Genomic DNA, 19,281 nt, shown 5'->3' on the forward strand with positions numbered 1-19,281 from the left:
ACGGTCACAAGATGGCCGTTTGCTTTGTATCGTGACCGAGCTGGACGTATGTCCAGCAGTTTTGGTGGCTTCCTTTCGTGCCACACCTGCTTCGGTCCACGAGAAGAGAGCTCCACATGGCGCCACAACCCGTAGTCGACAACGCGGCCACGACGCGACGCACGCACATCATCCGGACAGTTCTCGCTGTCCTCGTCATCGCACCGCTGTCGATTGCGGCGTTCTACATGTGGGCACTGTGGGATCCGGGCGACACGGTCAACCGCTTGCCCGTCGCCATCGTCAACGCCGATGCCGGCACAGAACTCGACGGAACACGTCTGCAAGCCGGCGATGAAGTTGTTGCCGCGCTCGTCGAGAGCGGAGACGTTGCATGGAAGGTCGTCTCGGAACAGGAAGCCGCCGACGGCGTCAACGACGGCACCTACTACTTCTCGGTCGTCATTCCCAAGACTTTCAGCGCAGACGTGGCCAGTGCCGCATCGGGTTCGGGCCGCAAGGCCGAACTCGACGTCTTGTACAACGATTACAACAGTCTGGTCGCCGGCCCGGTCGGTGAAAGCATCATCGCTCAGGTGCGCTCGGCGGTCTCCGAGTCGATCGGCGAGCAGTCCATCGACCAGGTGCTGGTCGGGTTGGGTGAACTCGGAACAGGATTCGGTGAAGCAGCCGCTGGCGCGCAACAACTCTCCGACGGATCCTCCGAAGCACTCGCCGGAACCAACGAGCTCTACGCCGGAAGCAAGGAACTCGCCACCGGCATGGGTGAAGCGAATCAAGGCGGCAAGGAGCTGGCCGCCGGAGCCGGCGAGCTGGCTGCTGGAGCGAACGAAGCTGCTGCAGGCTCGGGCGAGCTGAGCAGCGGACTCAACCAGTTGGTCGGGGGAACCGACGAACTCGGCGCAGGAGCCCTTCAGATCAGCGAAGTGGTCGACATGGTCACCACCCCGGTACTCGACCTCGCGGGGTCCTCGGACGCCGTCGTCGGTCAGATCGACGCCCTCACGTCGATGCTTCGAAACTCGGCTGATCCGGTCTCCGCCGGACTCGTCGAAGCCCTGGATGGACTGCGGGCTTCCCTGACTGCACAACCGTCGGACGACGACGTGATCGGTCAGCTCGGCCAGCTTCGCGACGGTGCGCGGGAGATCTCGCGCCAACTCACCGATCCGAGCAGCGACTACCGTGGCGGGCTTCTTGCCGCGGCGGCCGGTGCAGGTGAACTCAACACGGGACTAGGCCAACTGTCCGACGGCGCAGGCCAACTCTCTACCGGCGCACTGGAACTCTCCACCGGCCTCGGGCAGTTGGACACCGGAAGTATTGCGCTCCGTGACGGTCTCGGGCAGCTATCGGCCGGCGTCGGCGAGCTCGACGCGGGCAGCGCAGAACTCGCCACCGGTTTGTCCGACGGCGCCGCCCAGGTGCCGCAGTTCTCGGACGACGAACGCGCCACCACAGCCAATCTGCTCTCGTCCCCGGTTGCCGTCGACGCGCGGAACAACTATCCCGCAGCCGGTTTCGGACCGGGAGCCGTCCCTGCCGTAATCTCGGTGGCACTGTTCCTGTGCGGAATTCTCACGTGGTTCGTCGTCCGTCCACGACGCGGACGTTCACTGAACTCGAACACCAGCGTGGTGCGTGAGGGGCTGCGCCGCTACCGCATTCCCGCCCTGGTCACCTTGGTCGCGGCGCTCGTGTTGTCGGTGGTGTCACTGACCGTGGCAAACGTCGAACCACCTAGTGTTCTGGCGATGATCGCAGTGATGATCCTGGTGGGTGCCGCCGCGGTCAGCTCGGGCAGGCTCTTCACCGTTGTGTTCGGAGCCGTCAACGGAACCTTCATCGCTTTGGGCGCCTTGATGATTCAGATCTTCGCCTTCGGCGCGGTGTACCCCATCGAACAGATGCCGACGGTTCTGCAGTGGCTGCACGCTCTGATGCCACTCACGTGGGCGCGCAACGCCATGCGTATGGTCCTAGTCGGATACTACGGGCCGAAATTCTGGGTGGCGGTAATCGCTCTGGCTGCCTTGGTGATCGGAGCCGTCTTGTTCACCATCTGGTGGCGCCGCCGACAAGAACCGCCGACCGACGCCGATGACGACGCGCCGATCACCGAGGAGATCGTGTACCTCCAACCAACGCAAATGTAACTCGGCGCAAACCTGAGTCAGCGCAAACGTGAGTCGGATCAGCGAACGAGCGTCGTACGCATCAACATGACGTTGTAGTCGGCCCACGTGGTGGCAAGGAAGTACAGATCCGAACCACTGGACCACGGGTGGATGTATGCAGCGTAGATACCGGGAACCTCGACCAGATTGACCAATGTTTCCGGTGCCGTCCACGGACCGACCGGACTGGTAGCGGTTCGCATCACGATCGAACTGAACGCGTCGGCGTACATCGCCACGAACTTGCCGAGGAACTCGTTGTACTGAACGGAGATCTCCCCGATGCGGCCGTCCATGACGGGTACGGCCGCAGCGGGATCGGCACGGATCCAGCCGTTTCCGTTCCAGTACTCGTAGGCGGAAAGATCGAGGATCGCCCCCTCGGGCGCGCGAGAAAGTCGAACCTCGCCGGATCGTCCCGCGGGGGTTCCGTAGTTGTAGACGAACCCGCCGTCCTTCACCATCGAGCTCATCTGGAAGTTCTCGCTACCGGCGACGGGGGCGACACCCGCGGGAAGAACCCCACCGATGTTGGGGCGCAGCGTCTCCGGACGCGTGGTCCACGTCTCGCCGTTGTCCGAGGAGGTGGCAATCTGTGAGTAGTTTGTACTCCACTGCCCGGCCTCGCCCCAGTTGCGCACCGACATGTAGCTCAGATACTGCACACCGTTCACTGCTATGCCGCTCGTGGGGATACTGGAAGCCTCGACGCCCGGAATCTTCAGACCGGAGATGATCTCACGCGCCTGACCGGTACCGTCCTTCGGCGCGCTGTCGATGCGCATCCCGTCGGCGAGTACCCGATCCGAGCTGCGGAAGAGCACATTACTTCGCCACTCGCCCACCAAACCGTCGCAGGTGGGGTTACGACTGAGCCCGGTGGTATCGCCGAAAGCGGTCAGAATCTGCCCCGCACCGTTGTCCCACATGATGCCCAGGTCGGTTCCCAGGACATTGAAGCGATCAACCGTCTTGTTGGGACTGTATGTGCCGGTGATTTTTTCGATCGCGGTAGTACGACCGGACAGACCTGGCAACCCTCCGGTGTTGCCGTTGAGCCACGGCGCCGCATTGGCCGGACCTCCACTACTACCGACGCCACTGACTCCGACGCATCCCGGCGCAGCCATCGCCGGCGAAGCCACCGCCGTGACGGCAGCAGCTGCCAGAGCAGCAACTACCCCGAACACCCCCAACGATCTCCCCGCGCGAAACATGACTCCCCCATGGCCGGGATTGTTGGTGTTGTCGTCGTCGTTCCCCCCGAACCTCGGACAATCTAGCAACTGCAGTCACAGATAACCCAATCAGACAAAGACGCGAAAAGGCCTGAAAGTCATAGTAGTTCAGACTTTCAGGCCTTTTCGGACAGAGAAGATCAGTCAGTAGGTCAGCGCGCTCCGCTCGCACCGCCGTCGAGTGGAATCACCGCGCCGGTCAGATAAGCCCCGGCACGTGAAGCCAGGAAAATGGCAAGACCTGCAGCATCCTGGGGAGTTCCGACCCTGCCCAACGGGACCGAGTCTGCCACAGCCTTTGCACTTTGCTCGTCCTCGAGGAGGAATGCCATCATCTTCGACGGGAACGGGCCCGGCGCAATGGCATTGACCGTGATCTGTTCCCCCGCAAGCGTTGCCGCGAGCTTGCGCGTCAACATGTGCACCGCAGCCTTACTGGCTCCGTACGAGAAGTTCTCCGAACCCGACACCACGAGTCCGTCGATCGATCCGATATTGATCACGCGCGCGGGATCTTCCGCAGTGGCTGCAGAACGCAACTGCGGCAACAGCTTCTGCGTCAAGAGGAAGATTGCCTTGACATTGATGTCGAAAATCTTGTCGAAGCCGGCGGCCGGAAAATCGTCGACGGAAGCTCCCCACGTGGCACCGGCGTTGTTGACCAGTACGTCGAGCGTCGGCGAAATCTCGGCGACCTTCGCAGCGAGGCTCTCGATCCCCTCGTCCGTGGACAGATCGGCCGGATGCGAAATGCAGGTGCCGAACTCCGAAAGCTCTCGCGCGGCTTCGTCACAGGCTTCGGCTTTTCGGGCCGAAATGACGACCGTCGCTCCGCCTTCGACAAATCCGCGAGCGATCATGTATCCGATGCCGCGTGATCCACCGGTGACCACAACGGTCTTGCCACTGACGTCGAACAGTCCCTCGATCAAGCTCATGCGACCTCGAAAAGCCCGGCAGCACCCATGCCGCCGCCGATGCACATGGTCACCACCACGAGCTTGGCTCCGCGCCGTTTTCCTTCCAGAAGAGCATGGCCGACCAGACGAGCACCCGTCATTCCGTACGGATGGCCGACGGAGATACCGCCGCCGTCGACGTTGTACTTCTCGGGATCGATCCCGAGCTTGTCGCGGCAGTACAGGGCCTGAGAGGCGAAGGCCTCGTTGAGTTCCCAGAGATCGATGTCGTCGACCTTCAGTCCGTGAAGATCCAGCAGACGCGGAATCGCGAACACCGGTCCGATGCCCATCTCGTCGGGAGCACAACCCGCGACAGCCATCCCACGGTAGATACCGAGAGGAGCCAACCCGCGGCGTTCCGCCTCGCCTGCCTCCATCAGCACCGAAGCGGAGGCACCGTCCGAGAGCTGAGACGAGTTGCCCGCAGTGATGGAGGAATGCGCACTGACAGTCCCGTCGGCCAGAACCGGTCGCAAACTCGACAGCCCTTCCAATGTGGTGGAAGCGCGGTTGCCTTCGTCCAGGGTCAGCGTCACGGACTCGCTGCGGATCTCACCCGTCTCCTTGTCCTGCACCTGCTTGATCGAGGGCAGCGGGACGATCTCGAGATCGAACCGACCTGCGTTCTGAGCTGCTGCGGTTCGCTGCTGCGAGACGAGCGCGAACTCGTCCTGCTGCTCGCGGGTCACTCCGTAGCGCTCGGCGACGATCTCGGCCGTGTGCAGCATCGGCATGTAGATCGACGGCTTGTTTTCCTTCAGCCACGGATCAGCCGCGCGGAAGTTGTTCATATGATCGTTCTGGACCAACGAGATCGATTCGACTCCGCCGCCGACCGCGATCTGCATTCCGTCGTCCACGATCTGCTTTGCTGCGGTCGCGATGGCCATGAGCCCGGACGAGCACTGACGATCGATCGTCATTCCGGAAACCGAGTCCGGAAGCCCGGCCCGCAGCACCGCTTGCCGTGCGACGTTGCCGCCGGAAGATCCCTGCTGCAGCGCGGCGCCGAGGATGACGTCCTCGACCTCGCCGCCCTCGAGGCCCGCGCGCTGAACTGCATTCGAAATGGCATGTGCAGCAAGCTCTTGAGCCTGAGTGTTGTTGAACGCGCCGCGGTACGCCTTACCGATCGGGGTACGGGCGGTGGAAACGATGACAGCTTGCCTCATCGGGGAAACCTTTCGTCGAACACGAAGTGCTGTGCGCCTTTATTAACCGCCGGGGGTTAATAAAGGCGCACAGCAAGAATCAGGGCTGGAAAACGACGCGACCGACAGTGGTGCCGTCGCCGAGGCGACCGATACCGTCGGCAACGTCCGTCAACGACAACCGCTCACTGATCAGTGGTTTGACCAAGCCGGCATCGGCGAGCCTGGTGAGCTCGACGTGGCAGTCGTCGATGGCCTGCTGGTTGTAGGCCTTGTACAGCCCCCAGTGCAGTCCGATGATCGAATAGTTCTTGATGAGAGCGTGATTGAGGGCCGGCTGCGGGATCGTGCCACCGGCGAAGCCGATGATGACGATCCGTCCCTCGAAGGCGATGCACTTGGTGGACTTCGCGTAGGCGTCGCCGCCGACCGGATCGAAGACCACGTCGGCGCCCTTGCCGCCGGTGAACTCCTTGACCGCTGCCACGAAGTCTTCACTGTGACGGTCTACGACGAGGTCTGCGCCGAGCTTGCGCGCGTACTCGGCCTTGTCCGGGCCGCCGACGACACCGATGACCTTGGCGCCTGCCGCCTTGCCGAGTTGCACTGCCGCACTACCGACACCACCCGCAGCAGCGTGGACCAACAACGTCTCACCCTCGAGCAGTTGGGTGCGGCGATGCAGAGCGAACCACGCTGTCTGATAGCCGATGCTCAGAGCGGATGCTTCCGCGTCGTCGAGAGCCGACGGCGCCGGGAACGTGTTGTTCTGATCCAGTACCGAGTACTCGGCGAATCCGCCGGACGGCAGACTCGGATTACCGATCACCCGGTCCCCCACTGCGAACTTGGTCACCGATTCACCGACCGAGACCACTTCACCACACAGTTCGACACCGGGTGTGAAGGGCAGCGGCGGCTTGATCTGGTACTCACCCCGGCACATGAGGACGTCGGGGAAGTTGGCCGGAGCCGCCAGCACCTTGACCAACATCTCCGTCGCATTCGGGGTGGGATCCGCGGTCTCCTCCAACGCGAGCACATCGCGGGGTTGACCGAGTTCGTTGACGCGCCAAGCCTTCACAGCAATTCTCCAGACAGATAGTGGGTGAGTTTCAGGACGAGATCGGGAGGTCGACCAACTCGGCGAGGCGTGCCCGATGCTGATACGCGGTTCCCAGCGACAGCTGATCGCTCTTCGCCCGTTTGAGGTACAGGTGCGCCGGATACTCCCACGTCATTCCGATACCACCATGAAGTTGGACGCATTCCTCCGCAGCATGAACCGCGACGCCGCTGCAGAATGCCTGGGCCACCGTCGCTGCGATCGCCGCATCGGCGTCGCCGCGCGCATAGGTGTCCGCCGCATATCGTGCTGCCGCTCCCGAGGAGCTGACTTCGAGCCAGAGATCGGCGAGGCGGTGCTTGATCGCCTGGTACGAACCGATCGCCCGGCCGAACTGCTTGCGCTCCTTCACATACGCGAGAGTCGTTTCGAGGCACCACTGAGCTACAGCGAACTGTTCGGACGCCAGAAGTGCGCTTCCGCAGAGCAACGCTTCCTCGACCGCTTGCGCCGCATTGCCGCTGTCGACACGGACCGACGACGAACCCGAGAACTCGACGTCCGCCAATCGGCGCGTCATGTCCAGGGACAGAACCGGCGTGACGGTAGCGTCGGCGATCCGAACGGTGTGCAGCTCAAGGCCGCTCTCACCGGCAACCGGAACAACAAGAACATCGGACTCGGCGACGCCGGCAACCGTCGTGACGCTGCCGACGAGTCCACTCGCCGTTACCTTGACAGTAGGTGTGAAAGTTCCTGGTGCAGTGGACAACGGGACGACCAGAGCAGCCGTCGAATCCCCCGCTGCCAATTGACCGAGCACCTCGGTCTCGCCGGCCTTCAGCAACGCCGTCGTCGCCAGCACCGCGCTGGTGAAGAACGGAACGGGAGCGACCGCACGTCCGATCTCCTCCATCACGACCGCCGCCTCACGCGTCGACGCACCTGCACCGCCCAGTTCCTCGGGTACCAGCAGTCCCGCCAAACCGAGTTCCGACGCCAGCGACTTCCACAGCCCGGTGAAGTCGGCGGACACGTCGTCGTACGCCGTGACCACGGTGTCGGCGCCGGCCCGCTCGCTCAGCAGTCGTCTGACGCTAGCTCGCAGATCTTGTTCGGTCTCGGAGTACAGCAGATCGGCGCTCATCGGGGTAGGTCCTTCCAGGCGATGTCCTTGTCGACGCGATGCTCGGGCGGCAACCCGAGTACACGTTCTGCGATGACGTTGCGCAGGATCTCCGACGTTCCGCCCTCGATCGAATTGCCCTTGGCTCGCAGGTACCGGTATCCGGGTTCACGCCCGGTGAAGTCGACGGAATCCGGTCGACGCAGCGTCCAGTCGTCGTAGCGCAGACCGGCTTCGCCGTGCAGCTCGAGGTCGAAACCCGAAATCTGCTGAGCCAAACCGGCAAACGCGAGCTTCATTCCCGAGCCTTCGGGGCCAGGCTGGCCGGCGGCGAGCTGCTGGCGCAGTCGCTCACCGGTCAGACGCGCAACTTCGGATTCGGTCCAGAGCCGCATCAACTCGTCGTGCATCGCCGGATTACGCAGCTCGGGCTCGTCACGCCAGGCCTGAGCGACCTTTCCGATCATGCCTCCCTCACGCGGTGCGCCCGAACCGATGGCAACACGCTCGTTGTTCAGGGTGGTTGTCGCAACCTTCCACCCCTGGCCTTCGGCTCCGAGGCGATTGGCGTCCGGAATCCTGACGTCCGTGAGGAATACCTCGTTGAATTCGGCCTCGCCGGTGATCTGACGCAGCGGCCGGACATCGACGCCCGGGTCGGTCATGTCGCAGATGAAGTAGCTCAGACCCGCATGCTTGGAACGTGACGGATCGGTCCTGGCCACGAGAATCGCCAGCTGCGCATTCTGCGCGCCCGACGTCCATACCTTCTGCCCGTTGACTATCCAGTCGTCGCCGTCGCGGACGGCGCGGGTAGCGACGGCCGCGAGGTCCGACCCTGCGCCCGGTTCACTGAACAGCTGGCAGTAGACCGTCTCCGCAGTCCACAACGGGCGCAGGAACTTCTGCTTCTGCTCCTCGGCACCGAAGGCGGCGATGGTCGGTGCCGCCATGCCCAGTCCGATGCCGTTCTTGCCGGTGGCCGGGCCGGGTGCGCCGGCGGCCTCCAGCTGAGCGTTCACCTGACGCTGAAAGCTCTGCGGTACACCGAGTCCCCCATGACCTTCGGGGAAATGAACCCACGCCAGTCCGGCGTCGAATCGTGCGCCGAGGAAATCCGACACCGACACACTGTTCGGATCGTTCTCCGCGAGAAGCGTGTTCACCTTTTCGGTGAGATCACGCGATACTGCCTCTTCGTCGAAAGCCATGCCCATTCCTTCGGTTCGAGCGGTGAGCGGACGGTCAGTCCTTGGGTCCACCGGCGACGTAGACGACCTGACCGGAAACGAAGCCCGCGCCTTCACTGACGAAGAACGACGCGGTGTGCGCGATGTCCTCGGGCTGACCGACGCGGTTGACCGGAATCTGCGAAGCGGCAGCGGTCTTGAAGTCCTCGAAGCCGACTCCCATGCGCTCTGCCGTTGCGGCGGTCATCTCGGTTTCGATGAATCCGGGGGCAATGGCGTTGGCGGTGACGCCGAACTTGCCCAATTCGAAGGCCAATGTCTTGGTGAATCCCTGCATGCCGGCCTTGGCTGCGGAGTAGTTGACCTGTCCGCGGTTGCCGAGAGCCGACGTGCTCGAGAGGTTCACGATGCGGCCGAACTTCGCTTCCACCATGTACTTCTGCACCGCACGCGACATGAGGAACGCTCCGCGCAGATGGACGTTCATCACCGAATCCCACTCGGCGACGCTCATCTTGAACAGAAGGTTGTCGCGAGTGATGCCGGCATTGTTGATCAGCACGGTAGGTGCACCGAGTTCTGCGGCCACACGATCCACCGCTGCAGCAACCGAAGCCTCGTCGGAGACGTCAGCGCCCACGGCCAGTGCTTGGCCGCCTGCGGCCTTGATCGCGTCGACGGTTCCGGCACACGCTGCTTCGTCGAGGTCCAGCACGGCAACGGCAAAGCCGTCTTCCGACAGTCGCTTGGCCACTGCCGCACCGATTCCGCGTGCTGCACCCGTGACAATTGCGGTTCTACGTTCCTGGCTCACTGGCCCTCCATAATTTCGTGATTCGACGGACACCGGACGATCTCGTCAGATCCCGGCCTGATCTGCAATTTCCCTGGCTTTGGCTACCAAGGCGTCAATACGTTCCACTGTGGGAGTTCCGCTCTCGGCGGCATTCTGCGGTTCGTCGCGGGCGCGACGCATCACGCCCTCGGCGATCACGGCGATCTTCCACAGCCCCAAGGTGTGCCAGAACTTCAGCGCAGCCGGATCCCGTCCGGTGGCCTCGAGATAGATCCGGGAGATCTCCTCTCGCGAAGGGAATCCCGGGAGCGCTGACGCCGGGAAATCGCCACCAGTGTCCTCCCCGGCCGCCGGCCAGTACGCCAACAAGCTTCCGACATCGGCCAACGGATCACCGAGTGTGCAGAGTTCCCAGTCGAGGGCCGCGACAACTTCGCCGTTCTCAGCGGAGGTGATCACGTTGCGTAGGTGAAAGTCGCCGTGCACCAACGTGGTTTCGGTGTGAGCCGGCTGAGCTGCAATGAGACGTCGGGTGAGATCGTCCAGGTCAGGACATTCCCGCGTCTTCGACTGTTCCCACTGTCCGCCCCAGCGCTTCAGCTGCCGTGCAGCGTAAGGCTTGTGGCTTGCCAGGTCGTCGAGACCGGCCTGCTCGAGGTCGACGGCGTGTATCTTCGCCAGCGTCTGAGCGAGCGAGATTCCGATTGCCCGGCGACGATCTTCCGACAACGCCTCCGCAAGAGGCATTCGGTCCACCACTTCGCCGTCCACGAATTCCATGAGGAGCAGCGGAACTTCGGTGACAGCTGGATCCTCGGTCAACCCGAATACTCGCGGCGAAGGCACGTCGGTGGATTCGAGAGCGCTCAAGATTCGAGCTTCGCGCGCCACGTCGTGAGCCGAGGCCAGCAGGTGCCCCAGCGGTGGGCGTCGTAGCACCCAGCGATTGCCGTCTTGATCGCGAACCAGGTACGTGAGATTCGACTGCCCCAGGCCGATTCGATCGAAGGACAACGGCCCGGTGAAGTCGATCCCCAGGCCTGCTATCCACCCGGTGACCGCTTCGGTATCGAGTCCCACTACTCCGACGCTAGCCACCGACGGACGCTCCCTGCCGGAACGGGAGTGCATCACCCAACAACTGGCCACCGTCGATGGTCATGATCTCTCCGGTGATCCACTGGGCTGCATCCGAAACCAGGAAGGCGATGGCAGCGGCCACGTCCTCGGGTTCACCGATGCGTCCGAGAGCGGTCGACGCGGACACCGCTTCTTCATGTTCTTTCCACAGAGCTTCGGCGAGTTTGGTTCTCACCACTCCCGGAGCAACGGCGTTGACACGAATCTTCGGTGACAACTCGAGCGCCAACTGCTTGGTGATGTGGATCAGAGCAGCCTTCGACGCGTTGTACGTGCCGATCCCGGCCTCGAACGCCATGCCGCCGATCGAGGCGGTGTTGACCACGGAACCACCGTGCTCGCCCATCCAGGCCCGCGCTGCCAGGCCGGTCCACAGGACTGGAGCCCACACGTTGACGTCGAAGGTCTTGGCGAAGCGCGAGTGATCCTGGTTGATGATCGGCCCGAACGACGGGTTGGTGCCCGCGTTGTTCACCAAGATGTCGAGACTGCCGAAACGCTCGATCGTCTGCTCGACGCACTTGCTGGCAGCATCCTCGTCCGTCGCGTGAGCGCCGACGCCGATCGCGTTGCCGTTCACCTGCGCGGCAGCCGCATCTGCGGATTCCTGTGAGCGCGAAGTCAGTACGACGTTTCCGCCCGCCGCCGCAATCGCCTGCGCGGTCGCGAGGCCGATGCCCCGCGATGCGCCTGTGACGATTGCCGTCTTACCGGTGAGATCCAGTCCTGCCATGTCAGTTCGCCTTGACTTCGCGGTACTTGCGCAGTTCCTGCTTGGCGATGGCGCGCTTGTGCACCTCGTCCGGGCCGTCAGCCAGGCGAAGGGTGCGCATGTGGGCGTAAGCCATCGCGAGCGGGAAGTCGTCCGTGACGCCGCCGCCGCCGTGAACCTGGATGGCGCGGTCGATGATCTTGAGCGCGATGTTCGGCGCTGCAACCTTGATGGCTGCGATCTCGGTGCGCGCTTCCTTGTTGCCCACCGTGTCCATCATGTGTGCGGCCTTGAGCGTGAGGAGTCGAACCATCTCGATGTCGATACGAGCCTCGGCGATCCAGTCCTGGATATTCGCGTTGTCGCTGACGGGCTTTCCGAAGGTGATGCGGGTGGATGCGCGCTTGCACATCAGTTCCAGTGCGCGCTCGGCCATTCCGATTGCACGCATGCAGTGGTGGATGCGGCCGGGGCCGAGGCGGGCCTGGCTGATCGCGAATCCTTCGCCCTCGCCGGCGAGAATGTCCTTGGCCGGGACGCGCACGTCCTCGAAAGTGATCTCGCCGTGTCCTTCGCGGTCCTGGTAGCCGAAGACCGGCAGGTTGCGCAGGATCGTGACGCCGGGAGCATCGATCGGAACGACCATCATCGACTGCTGACGGTGGGTGGCGGCATTGAAGTCGGTCTTGCCCATGACGATCAGAACCTTGCAGTTCTGGTGCAAAGCGTTGGAAGCGAACCACTTACGGCCGTTCAGTACGTACTCGTCGCCGTCACGGTCCATACGAAGCTGGATGTTGGTGGCGTCGGAACTGGCAACCTCGGGCTCGGTCATCGCGAAAGCAGAACGGATTTCGCCTTCGAGAAGCGGCTTGAGGTACTTCTCCTTGTGCTCGTCGGTGCCGAAGAGCGTGAGCACCTCCATGTTTCCCGTGTCCGGAGCGGCGCAGTTGGTGGCCTCGGAAGCCAGGTGGCTGCGGCCCATGATCTCCGCGAGCGGTGCGTATTCCAGGTTGGTCAGGCCGGGGCCCCATTCGGGATGCGGGTGAAAGAGGTTCCACAGCCCGCGCGCCTTGGCTTCCTTCTTCAAGTCGTCGATGATCGGCGGCTGGAAGTGCGGGTTACCGGACTCACGCATCTGCTCTTCGTAGACCGCTTCGGCCGGGTAAACGTGCTTGTCCATGAAATCGAGCAGTTCGGCCTGGTACTTCTTGGTGCGATCCGAGAACTCAAACACTGACATGTGAACTCCTGACAGAGAGGGAAGGAAAATTGGGGGCTCGATGTTCGAGATGGCTGTTGACGCCCTCGACGACATCCGGGCCGTGAAATGCATTCAGCATCAGCGATTCCGCACGCCTGGCGGAATCGGTGAAGGTCGAGTGCGCGTCGGCACTCATCTGAGACTTGATGACGGAGAGGGACGTCGGCGAGCAGTTGGCCGCGATGTCCTCGGCGTAAGCAATCGCCGCATCCAGAACGTCACCGCCGCTGACCAGGTGGTCGATCAAACCGATACGGTACGCCTCGTCGGCATCCACCATCCGGCTGGAAAGCAGAAGATCGACTGCTCGACTGTGACCGACCAAGCGGGGCAACATCCAGGAGATGCCGTACTCCGCAATCAGGCCTCGACGCGCGAACGCGGTAGTGAATCGCGTTGCGCTCGAACCGAAACGAACGTCACAGTACAGAGCCTCGACCATTCCGAGCCCTGCGGCGACGCCGTTGACGGCAGCGATCAGCGGCTTGCGAACGGTGGTCGGGAAATCACGGTCCCGTGGTCGGACAAGATCACTTTCGGAGACGTCGCCGACGTTCTTCAAATTGCCGAGGTCAGCCCCCGAGCAGAATCCTCGACCGGAGCCGGTGACAACAATTGCTCGGACACTGGGATCTTCGTCTGCTGCGGCCAAAAGGTCGTAGTACTGATCTTCGAGCTCGTTGGTCCACGCGTTGAGAACGCGGGGCCGATTGAATGTCAGGACCAGCACCGCTCCTCTCTGCTCGGAGAGGACGAGTTCCTCGGTCATCGCGTTCCCGCGAGCAGCGACGCCTGGTACCGGCGCATACCGCGCAGCCAACGGTCGTAGTCGGCGCCCTTCTGCCGGTACATGTCCAGAACGTTCTTGTGCGGAAGGATGAGGAATTCCTCGGCATCTACTGCGGCAAGAACGATTTCGGCGCATTCAGCAGGCTCGAGAACATTGCCTGCCGCAAGCACGGCCCCGGTTGCGGCCTTGCCGACCGGATCGCCGGAGTTCTCGCCTTCGTAGAGAAGCTTGGTGTTGACACCCATCGGACACAGGCAACTGACGCGAACGCCCTGATCTCCGTAGGTGATCGAGAGCCACTCGGCAAACGCGACCGCGGCATGTTTAGTCACCGAGTACGCGGCGGACCCGACCTGACTGAGCAAGCCGGCAGCAGAGGCAGTGCTGATGAAGTAGCCTTCCCCGCGCTCGGTCCAACCAGGGACCAGGAGCCTGGCGGCACGAATGTGGGCGCGAACGTTGACGTCGATCGTCGTGTCCCAGACGTCCTCACTGATGTCGAGGCCCATGCCTCCGGTGACGCCGGCATTGGCGAAGTAGAGGTCGACCGGGCCGAATTCCTTTTCCGCCTGCGCGATGAGGCCCGCAATGACCGTCTCGTCGGAGACGTCGCCACCCGCAGACACTGCTGCGCCGGGATGCTCCATGTTGATCGCCTCTGCCACTGCCGAAGCTGCCGCCCCGTCGAGGTCGGCTACTACGACGCGAGCGCCCTCTGCGGCCAGTCGCTGCGCCAACGCACCGCCGATCCCCCCGCCGCCACCGGTGACAATTGCTACCTTCTGGGCAACCTTCATGAGCGATTCCTCTCGCTTGCGTCATACCTACGCGCTGACAGTGATCCACGTCTCCCCTCATGTATAGTTGAATCCGGCGTCAGTTTCAACCGTCGAATCGCGACGGTCACCCGAACGGCCCGTTCCGTCCTCCTGAACTGCGAGTAAAGGGATCAACGATGACTGAAAACCAATTGCCCGTCCGCCCGTCCACCTTCGCCGAGCTCGAGAAGCTCATCGGCCAGGAACTTGGCCCGACGGAGTGGTACGACATCACCCAGGAGCGCATCAACGCGTTCGCCGAAGCCACAAACGATCATCAGTGGATTCACGTCGACCCGGAACGAGCCGCATCGAGCCCGCTCGGCAGCACGATCGCGCACGGACTCTTCAGCCTCTCGCTGGGCCCACAGTTCTCCTACCAACTCATCCACTTCGACGGCTTCGCCCACAGCCTCAATTACGGCTACGACAAGGTTCGCTTCCCCGCTCCCGTTCCCGTGGGATCCCGGGTCCGCATGCGTGCAACCGTTGCGTCCGCGGAGCAGTTGCCCGGCGGAATCCAGGTGAAGATGAGCCAGGTGGTTGAGCGCGAAGGTTCCGACAAGCCAGTCGTCGTGGCCGAATCCGTCGCTCGCGTCGTCGAGAAAAGCTGAACAGAGAAAAGCTGAAACAAGACTCGGCACGTCCCGGCCGCTCGAACGTCGATACGGCCGGGGCGACCTGCCGCTTCAGGATCGGTCAGGGAACTTCAGCGCGTTAGCCCACAGGTCTGTCACCGTGGCGACAATCTGATCGAACTCCGGCGAACGCCCGTCCACCTCACCCTCATGGAGGGTGAACAGACTGTAGGCGAGCCGACTCACCATGCCGGACAGAGCAATTGACGCTGTCATTGGATCCAGCGTCGTGTCCGCGATACCACGACTCTGCAGATCTGCAATCCCGCGGGCATTACGGCGTATGAACGCATTGGCACGCTCGCTGCGGAACTTTCGGAACTCCGGGTCGATGTGAGCAACCTGCTCCATGAGCCCCATCAATTTCGCATTGCGTTGATACGCCGCCAGATACGCTCGATTACTTGCCTCGAGCACGGCGTACGGATCGTCTGCGCCCGCCACGCGTCCCATGCCCGGGTGCATCATGTCGTCTCGCGCGACCTCGAGGACGGCGGCGAAGACCTCTTCCTTGTTCGCGAAGTAGGTGTAGAACGATCCCGTCGCGCAGCCGGCTTCTTTGGCGATGTCGATCAGACGGGCATCGAGATAGCCACTACGCTCGAATACCGTCCGGGCAGCGGCAATCAGCGCTGCGCGCGTGCGGGTTCCCCGCTCGGTGGTGGGCCGATCTCGGAGCAGCGCAGGCGGAGCCACCGGCAGGGCGGCAATTCGCGATTCGTCATCGAGCACGGTGCGCTCCCCATCCTTCCGAGCCAACATCATTTCGGGACAATCCCAGCAGACTCGATGTTGACGCCGGATTCAAGTGTACGCTCTGGTGAGACCCAGGACACACAATCGGTCGATTCCTCCCGAAAGGCAGAACCATGGTTAGCGTTCTCGACCCGGTGACCCGTCACGCGGAAGTCACTCCGGACAACATCGCAATTCGAAACAGCACTGCGATCCGCGGCACGGATGAACACTGGACTTACCGGCAGCTCCACGACGCATCCCTGGCGTTCGCCGGCCGCATTCGCGATGCCGGGTTGAGCGTAGGCGATCGGGTTCTCCTAGCGGCGCCGTCGGTAGCGGAATTCGTCGTGGCGTACATGGGAATTCAGGCCGCAGGTTGTGTCGTGGTACCGATCAACACGATGTCGGCGCAACCCGAAGTCGAGTACGTTCTGGACGACGCGGAGATTTCCCTGGCCATCGCGTGGCATCAACTCGGTCCCGCAGTCCAGGATGCAGGGAGTGCGCGCGGTGTCCCGGTGTGGACACTCACCGAAGAATCGGCGAAGGCCGATCATGCACCCGCAACTGTGGTCGACCGTGACGCAGCAGACACAACGGCGATTCTCTACACCTCCGGCACCACCGGACGCCCGAAGGGCGCTCAGCTGACCGTCGGGAATTTGTTGTCCGCCGGTGAGATCGGCACCGAGAGCAGCCGCGGAAATCCTTCGGACCGCACCGGAACCGGACTGCCGCTCTTCCATATCTTCGGCCAGGGTTCGGTCATGATGGCAACCTTCACCGGCGGCGGATCACTGTCCCTGCTCGCCCGGTTCGACCCCGCTGCCATGCTCGACCTGGTCCGCCGGGACAAGCTCACCATCATGGCCGGTGTCCCCACCATGTGGAATGCCATGCTGCACGCCGCCGCCGACGTGGACAGCTCCGACTTCGAACAACTCAGGATCGCAATCTCCGGTGGCGCATCACTTCCCGGTGAAGTCGCTCGCGCCTTCGAAGCACGGTTCAACTGCACGATCCTCGAGGGCTACGGCCTGACCGAGACGAGCGCGTTCGGGACTTTCAACAGCATCGACCGCGTCGCAAAGATCGGATACACCGGCCGCGCCGTACCGCGCACCGAGGTCGAGGTGCGTGATCACGACGGAAATGTCTGCGAGGCAGGCACAGTGGGCGAGGTGTTCATCAAAGGACCGACGGTCATGAAGGGTTACTGGAAGCGCCCTGAAGACACCGCCGCCGTTCTTTCCGACGACGGATGGTTCCGCACCGGAGACCTCGGTGAGACCGATCCCGACGGGGACCTTCGCATCGTCGACCGAGTGAAGGACCTCATCATCCGTGGTGGATACAACGTCTATCCGGGCGAGGTCGAAGAGGTGCTCTACCAGCACCCCGACATCATCGAAGCCGCAGTGATCGGCATACCCGACGACTACTACGGGGAGGAGGTTGCCGCAGTGGTGGCCGTGCGTCCAGGCTCCGACCTCGAAGTAGACGCCGTCACTTCGTGGGCTCGGGAACGTCTCTCCGCCTACAAGATTCCCCGAGTCGTCCAGTTCATCGACGCACTCCCAAAGGGTTCGACAGGAAAGATCCTCAAGCGATCGATCGACCGAACCGAACTCCTCGCCCAGAAGCAGAACTGAAAACACAGGTGAGCCCCGGCGAGATTTCGCCGGGGCTCACCTGTTCACTCGCTCAGAGAGCCCCGTCCATGCGCTCAGAGAGCGTCGAAGTACTCGATCTGCGGGGCGCCGGCGAGGAAGGGTGCCATCGCCTTTCCTGCAGCCTGGAAATGCTCGGACGTTCCGTGAGCCTTGATGGCAGCACCGTCCTGATACAGCTCCATGAACTTGTAGGAATTCGCATCCGTTTTCGATCGGATCAGTTGATACAGAACCGTTCCGGGCTCCTCCGTGCGCACCTTCTCCGCAAGTTCGGCGATTACGGCTTCGAACTGCTCGCCGCTTCCGTCCTTGACGGTGATATCCGCGATGACAGCAATCATTCGTTCCTCCAAAAGTGTTCCAGCAGTATTCGAGTGTTACCGAGAAACCTACAGTTTCACTGCGTGGGCAGTAGTCCGAACGTCGATGCCAATTGCCTGCGAGTGCTTTCCGCGTCGGTGTGGAGAATGCCGGCGATCCCCAATCGTGCCGCACCGTCGAGATTCTGTTGCAGATCGTCGATCATCACGGCATCTTCGGGCGCGACGCCCAGGCGCTCACACGCGATGGTGTAGATCTGACGGGAGGGCTTACGAATCCCGACTTCCGAGGAGATCACCACTTCGTCGGCCAGGTCCTCGAGAACAAAACCCGCATAACAATCACGCCCGAAAGCATTGGACACGAGCGCAACAGGGTGTCCCGCCGCCCGCACGTCTGCGAGCAGACGCACCATCTCCTCGTCTCGAATCAGCCCGGCTTGCATACGGTCGACCAATCCAACGCTGTCGACGACTGCGCCGTGCGCTCGTAGACGTTCTCCGAATCCGGCCTCGAAGGCCTCCTGGTCGATCTTTCCGGATTCGTGATCGGAGAGCAGCCTCTTCGAGACGTCGTCGCGGGAGAGCAGGGCCAACGGAAGTCGTGGGTCTCCCCCAAGCGAGGCCCCGAAATCTTCGAAGGCCTGAAGAACACTGGAGGTGAGAACTCCACCGAAATCGACGAGCACTGCCGTACGCGTAGGTGTCATTGCTCCATCAGACACCAAACATGAACCCGGCGTCAACATCAGTTTTGGCGCAGCGAGAATTGTAAAGTGTTGATCCACAACCGGTTGACCGTATCGAGCAGACCATCGAAAGTCACTCCGGCGGCGCCGTCCTCGCCGCCGCGGGATACGAAGTACCCGAACGCAAGTCGACTGATCATCCCGGAGAGTGCCCGAGACGTCAGTAGCGGATCCAGGTTCGCGTCCGCCAGACCGGCTTTCTGCAGCTTCTCGATACTGCGCGCGTTGCGTCGCACAAACGCGTCAGCACGCTCGAGGCGGAGAACCCGAAACTCCGGATCGATGCTTGCGACCTGCTCGAGCAGTCCCATCAGCTTCGCGTTACGTCGGTACGCCTCGAGGTACGCGCGGTTGCTCGCCGCGATGACCTCAGCGGGATCCGCGCCTTTCGGAGTGTGCGGCATTCCCGGATGCATCATGTCTTCGCGCGCCAGCTCCATCACAGCCGCGAAGATCTCCTCCTTGCTTGCGAAGTAGGTGTAGAAGGTACCGGCCGAGCACTGCGCCTCCACCGTGATGTCGATCAGACGCGAGTCCAGATAACCGGTCCGTTCGAAGACGGTGCGAGCCGCATCGATCAACGCTCGACGCGTACGCAAACCACGCTGAGTGGAGGGGAGTTCCCGTGACACTGTCGACGAAGCATCTTCGGAGCCTGTGCGTGCTGCAGCCATGCTCCAGTTATACGTCAGACGCCCGCTACCGGTGACCGATAGCGGGCGCCTGTTCGAGA

Annotated in this window: 19 protein-coding genes; 3 read left to right on the plus strand and 16 right to left on the minus strand. The window is 62.6% G+C overall.

The features are described from left to right. The first annotated feature begins 116 nt into the window (after positions 1-116). Positions 117-2,156: a YhgE/Pip domain-containing protein gene (locus FEZ59_RS12295; RefSeq protein ID WP_172932686.1), complete on the plus strand. Its 2,040-nt coding sequence runs from the start codon at positions 117-119 to the stop codon at positions 2,154-2,156. Between the two features lie 38 nt (positions 2,157-2,194). On the opposite strand, the gene FEZ59_RS12300 is transcribed toward FEZ59_RS12295, so the two are convergent. From FEZ59_RS12300 to FEZ59_RS12355, 12 genes are all read right to left on the minus strand, one after another. Beyond that, entirely contained in the window at positions 2,195-3,394 is a 1,200-nt protein-coding gene (locus tag FEZ59_RS12300) for a DUF4185 domain-containing protein (protein ID WP_134998935.1), read from the minus strand. Between the two features lie 173 nt (positions 3,395-3,567). After that, positions 3,568-4,353: a RhlG family 3-oxoacyl-ACP reductase gene (locus FEZ59_RS12305; RefSeq protein ID WP_172932687.1), complete on the minus strand. Its 786-nt coding sequence runs from the start codon at positions 4,351-4,353 to the stop codon at positions 3,568-3,570. Then, a complete protein-coding gene (locus FEZ59_RS12310; RefSeq protein ID WP_029256469.1) occupies positions 4,350-5,549 on the minus strand; it encodes an acetyl-CoA C-acyltransferase in 1,200 nt (399 codons plus the stop codon). Before FEZ59_RS12310 ends, FEZ59_RS12305 begins: the two co-directional genes overlap by 4 nt. Before the next feature lie 79 nt (positions 5,550-5,628). Continuing rightward, positions 5,629-6,612, minus strand: coding sequence for an NADPH:quinone oxidoreductase family protein (locus tag FEZ59_RS12315; protein ID WP_003943088.1), 984 nt, complete (start codon positions 6,610-6,612; stop codon positions 5,629-5,631). A 31-nt stretch (positions 6,613-6,643) separates the two neighbouring features. After that, entirely contained in the window at positions 6,644-7,741 is a 1,098-nt protein-coding gene (locus FEZ59_RS12320) for an acyl-CoA dehydrogenase family protein (protein ID WP_021345810.1), read from the minus strand. Beyond that, complete coding sequence (locus tag FEZ59_RS12325; RefSeq protein WP_134998936.1) at positions 7,738-8,931, minus strand: acyl-CoA dehydrogenase family protein; 1,194 nt, start codon at positions 8,929-8,931, stop codon at positions 7,738-7,740. The genes FEZ59_RS12320 and FEZ59_RS12325 overlap by 4 nt, the downstream gene beginning before the upstream one ends. A 34-nt stretch (positions 8,932-8,965) precedes the next feature. After that, entirely contained in the window at positions 8,966-9,724 is a 759-nt protein-coding gene (fabG, locus tag FEZ59_RS12330) for a 3-oxoacyl-ACP reductase FabG (RefSeq protein WP_020909429.1), read from the minus strand. Positions 9,725-9,769: 45 nt separating this feature from the next. Then, positions 9,770-10,804, minus strand: coding sequence for a phosphotransferase family protein (locus tag FEZ59_RS12335; protein WP_084325450.1), 1,035 nt, complete (start codon positions 10,802-10,804; stop codon positions 9,770-9,772). After that, positions 10,797-11,579, minus strand: a complete 783-nt coding sequence (locus tag FEZ59_RS12340; RefSeq protein ID WP_019745700.1) for an SDR family oxidoreductase — start codon at positions 11,577-11,579, stop codon at positions 10,797-10,799. The genes FEZ59_RS12335 and FEZ59_RS12340 overlap by 8 nt, the downstream gene beginning before the upstream one ends. Position 11,580: 1 nt before the next feature. After that, the gene (locus FEZ59_RS12345; protein ID WP_019745701.1) at positions 11,581-12,801 is read right to left on the minus strand and encodes an acyl-CoA dehydrogenase family protein; all 1,221 of its coding nucleotides are present in this window, start codon (positions 12,799-12,801) and stop codon (positions 11,581-11,583) included. Beyond that, positions 12,788-13,591, minus strand: coding sequence for an enoyl-CoA hydratase-related protein (locus FEZ59_RS12350; RefSeq protein WP_019745702.1), 804 nt, complete (start codon positions 13,589-13,591; stop codon positions 12,788-12,790). Before FEZ59_RS12350 ends, FEZ59_RS12345 begins: the two co-directional genes overlap by 14 nt. Continuing rightward, positions 13,588-14,409: an SDR family oxidoreductase gene (locus FEZ59_RS12355; protein WP_020909431.1), complete on the minus strand. Its 822-nt coding sequence runs from the start codon at positions 14,407-14,409 to the stop codon at positions 13,588-13,590. The genes FEZ59_RS12350 and FEZ59_RS12355 overlap by 4 nt, the downstream gene beginning before the upstream one ends. A 158-nt stretch (positions 14,410-14,567) precedes the next feature. Here FEZ59_RS12355 and FEZ59_RS12360 point away from each other — a divergent pair, with 158 nt between their 5' ends. Beyond that, positions 14,568-15,044 carry a MaoC family dehydratase gene (locus tag FEZ59_RS12360; protein WP_172932688.1) on the plus strand — a complete coding sequence of 159 codons (477 nt, stop codon included), beginning with the start codon at positions 14,568-14,570 and terminating at the stop codon, positions 15,042-15,044. Positions 15,045-15,119: 75 nt separating this feature from the next. Here the strand turns inward: FEZ59_RS12360 and FEZ59_RS12365 are convergent, their stop codons facing one another. Continuing rightward, on the minus strand, positions 15,120-15,800 hold the full coding sequence (locus FEZ59_RS12365; protein WP_024487498.1) for a TetR/AcrR family transcriptional regulator: 681 nt from the start codon (positions 15,798-15,800) through the stop codon (positions 15,120-15,122). A 137-nt stretch (positions 15,801-15,937) separates the two neighbouring features. On the opposite strand from FEZ59_RS12365, the gene FEZ59_RS12370 reads away from it, so the two are divergent. Then, a complete protein-coding gene (locus FEZ59_RS12370) occupies positions 15,938-17,458 on the plus strand; it encodes an AMP-binding protein (protein ID WP_172932689.1) in 1,521 nt (506 codons plus the stop codon). A 74-nt stretch (positions 17,459-17,532) separates the two neighbouring features. Here the strand turns inward: FEZ59_RS12370 and FEZ59_RS12375 are convergent, their stop codons facing one another. From FEZ59_RS12375 to FEZ59_RS12385, 3 genes are read right to left on the minus strand one after another with little or no spacing between them, the layout of a single operon-like run. After that, positions 17,533-17,820, minus strand: a complete 288-nt coding sequence (locus FEZ59_RS12375; protein WP_019745706.1) for a putative quinol monooxygenase — start codon at positions 17,818-17,820, stop codon at positions 17,533-17,535. Positions 17,821-17,876: 56 nt separating this feature from the next. Next, the gene (locus FEZ59_RS12380; RefSeq protein ID WP_172932690.1) at positions 17,877-18,509 is read right to left on the minus strand and encodes an HAD family phosphatase; all 633 of its coding nucleotides are present in this window, start codon (positions 18,507-18,509) and stop codon (positions 17,877-17,879) included. Positions 18,510-18,547: 38 nt separating this feature from the next. Further along, positions 18,548-19,222 carry a TetR/AcrR family transcriptional regulator gene (locus tag FEZ59_RS12385; protein WP_019745708.1) on the minus strand — a complete coding sequence of 225 codons (675 nt, stop codon included), beginning with the start codon at positions 19,220-19,222 and terminating at the stop codon, positions 18,548-18,550. Between the last annotated feature and the right edge of the window lie 59 nt (positions 19,223-19,281).

This window comes from Rhodococcus sp. MS13 (assembly GCF_013277835.1).
GTDB lineage: Bacteria > Actinomycetota > Actinomycetes > Mycobacteriales > Mycobacteriaceae > Rhodococcus_F > Rhodococcus_F erythropolis.

Coding starts and splice junctions, on each gene's coding strand:
- FEZ59_RS12295 (WP_172932686.1), top strand. CDS start 117: ATGGCGCCACAACCCGTAGTCGACAACGCGGCCACGACGCGACGCACG.
- FEZ59_RS12300 (WP_134998935.1), bottom strand. CDS start 3,394: ATGTTTCGCGCGGGGAGATCGTTGGGGGTGTTCGGGGTAGTTGCTGCT.
- FEZ59_RS12305 (WP_172932687.1), bottom strand. CDS start 4,353: ATGAGCTTGATCGAGGGACTGTTCGACGTCAGTGGCAAGACCGTTGTG.
- FEZ59_RS12310 (WP_029256469.1), bottom strand. CDS start 5,549: ATGAGGCAAGCTGTCATCGTTTCCACCGCCCGTACCCCGATCGGTAAG.
- FEZ59_RS12320 (WP_021345810.1), bottom strand. CDS start 7,741: ATGAGCGCCGATCTGCTGTACTCCGAGACCGAACAAGATCTGCGAGCT.
- FEZ59_RS12325 (WP_134998936.1), bottom strand. CDS start 8,931: ATGGCTTTCGACGAAGAGGCAGTATCGCGTGATCTCACCGAAAAGGTG.
- FEZ59_RS12340 (WP_019745700.1), bottom strand. CDS start 11,579: ATGGCAGGACTGGATCTCACCGGTAAGACGGCAATCGTCACAGGCGCA.
- FEZ59_RS12345 (WP_019745701.1), bottom strand. CDS start 12,801: ATGTCAGTGTTTGAGTTCTCGGATCGCACCAAGAAGTACCAGGCCGAA.
- FEZ59_RS12350 (WP_019745702.1), bottom strand. CDS start 13,591: ATGACCGAGGAACTCGTCCTCTCCGAGCAGAGAGGAGCGGTGCTGGTC.
- FEZ59_RS12355 (WP_020909431.1), bottom strand. CDS start 14,409: ATGAAGGTTGCCCAGAAGGTAGCAATTGTCACCGGTGGCGGCGGGGGG.
- FEZ59_RS12360 (WP_172932688.1), top strand. CDS start 14,568: ATGACTGAAAACCAATTGCCCGTCCGCCCGTCCACCTTCGCCGAGCTC.
- FEZ59_RS12370 (WP_172932689.1), top strand. CDS start 15,938: ATGGTTAGCGTTCTCGACCCGGTGACCCGTCACGCGGAAGTCACTCCG.
- FEZ59_RS12375 (WP_019745706.1), bottom strand. CDS start 17,820: ATGATTGCTGTCATCGCGGATATCACCGTCAAGGACGGAAGCGGCGAG.
- FEZ59_RS12380 (WP_172932690.1), bottom strand. CDS start 18,509: ATGACACCTACGCGTACGGCAGTGCTCGTCGATTTCGGTGGAGTTCTC.
- FEZ59_RS12385 (WP_019745708.1), bottom strand. CDS start 19,222: ATGGCTGCAGCACGCACAGGCTCCGAAGATGCTTCGTCGACAGTGTCA.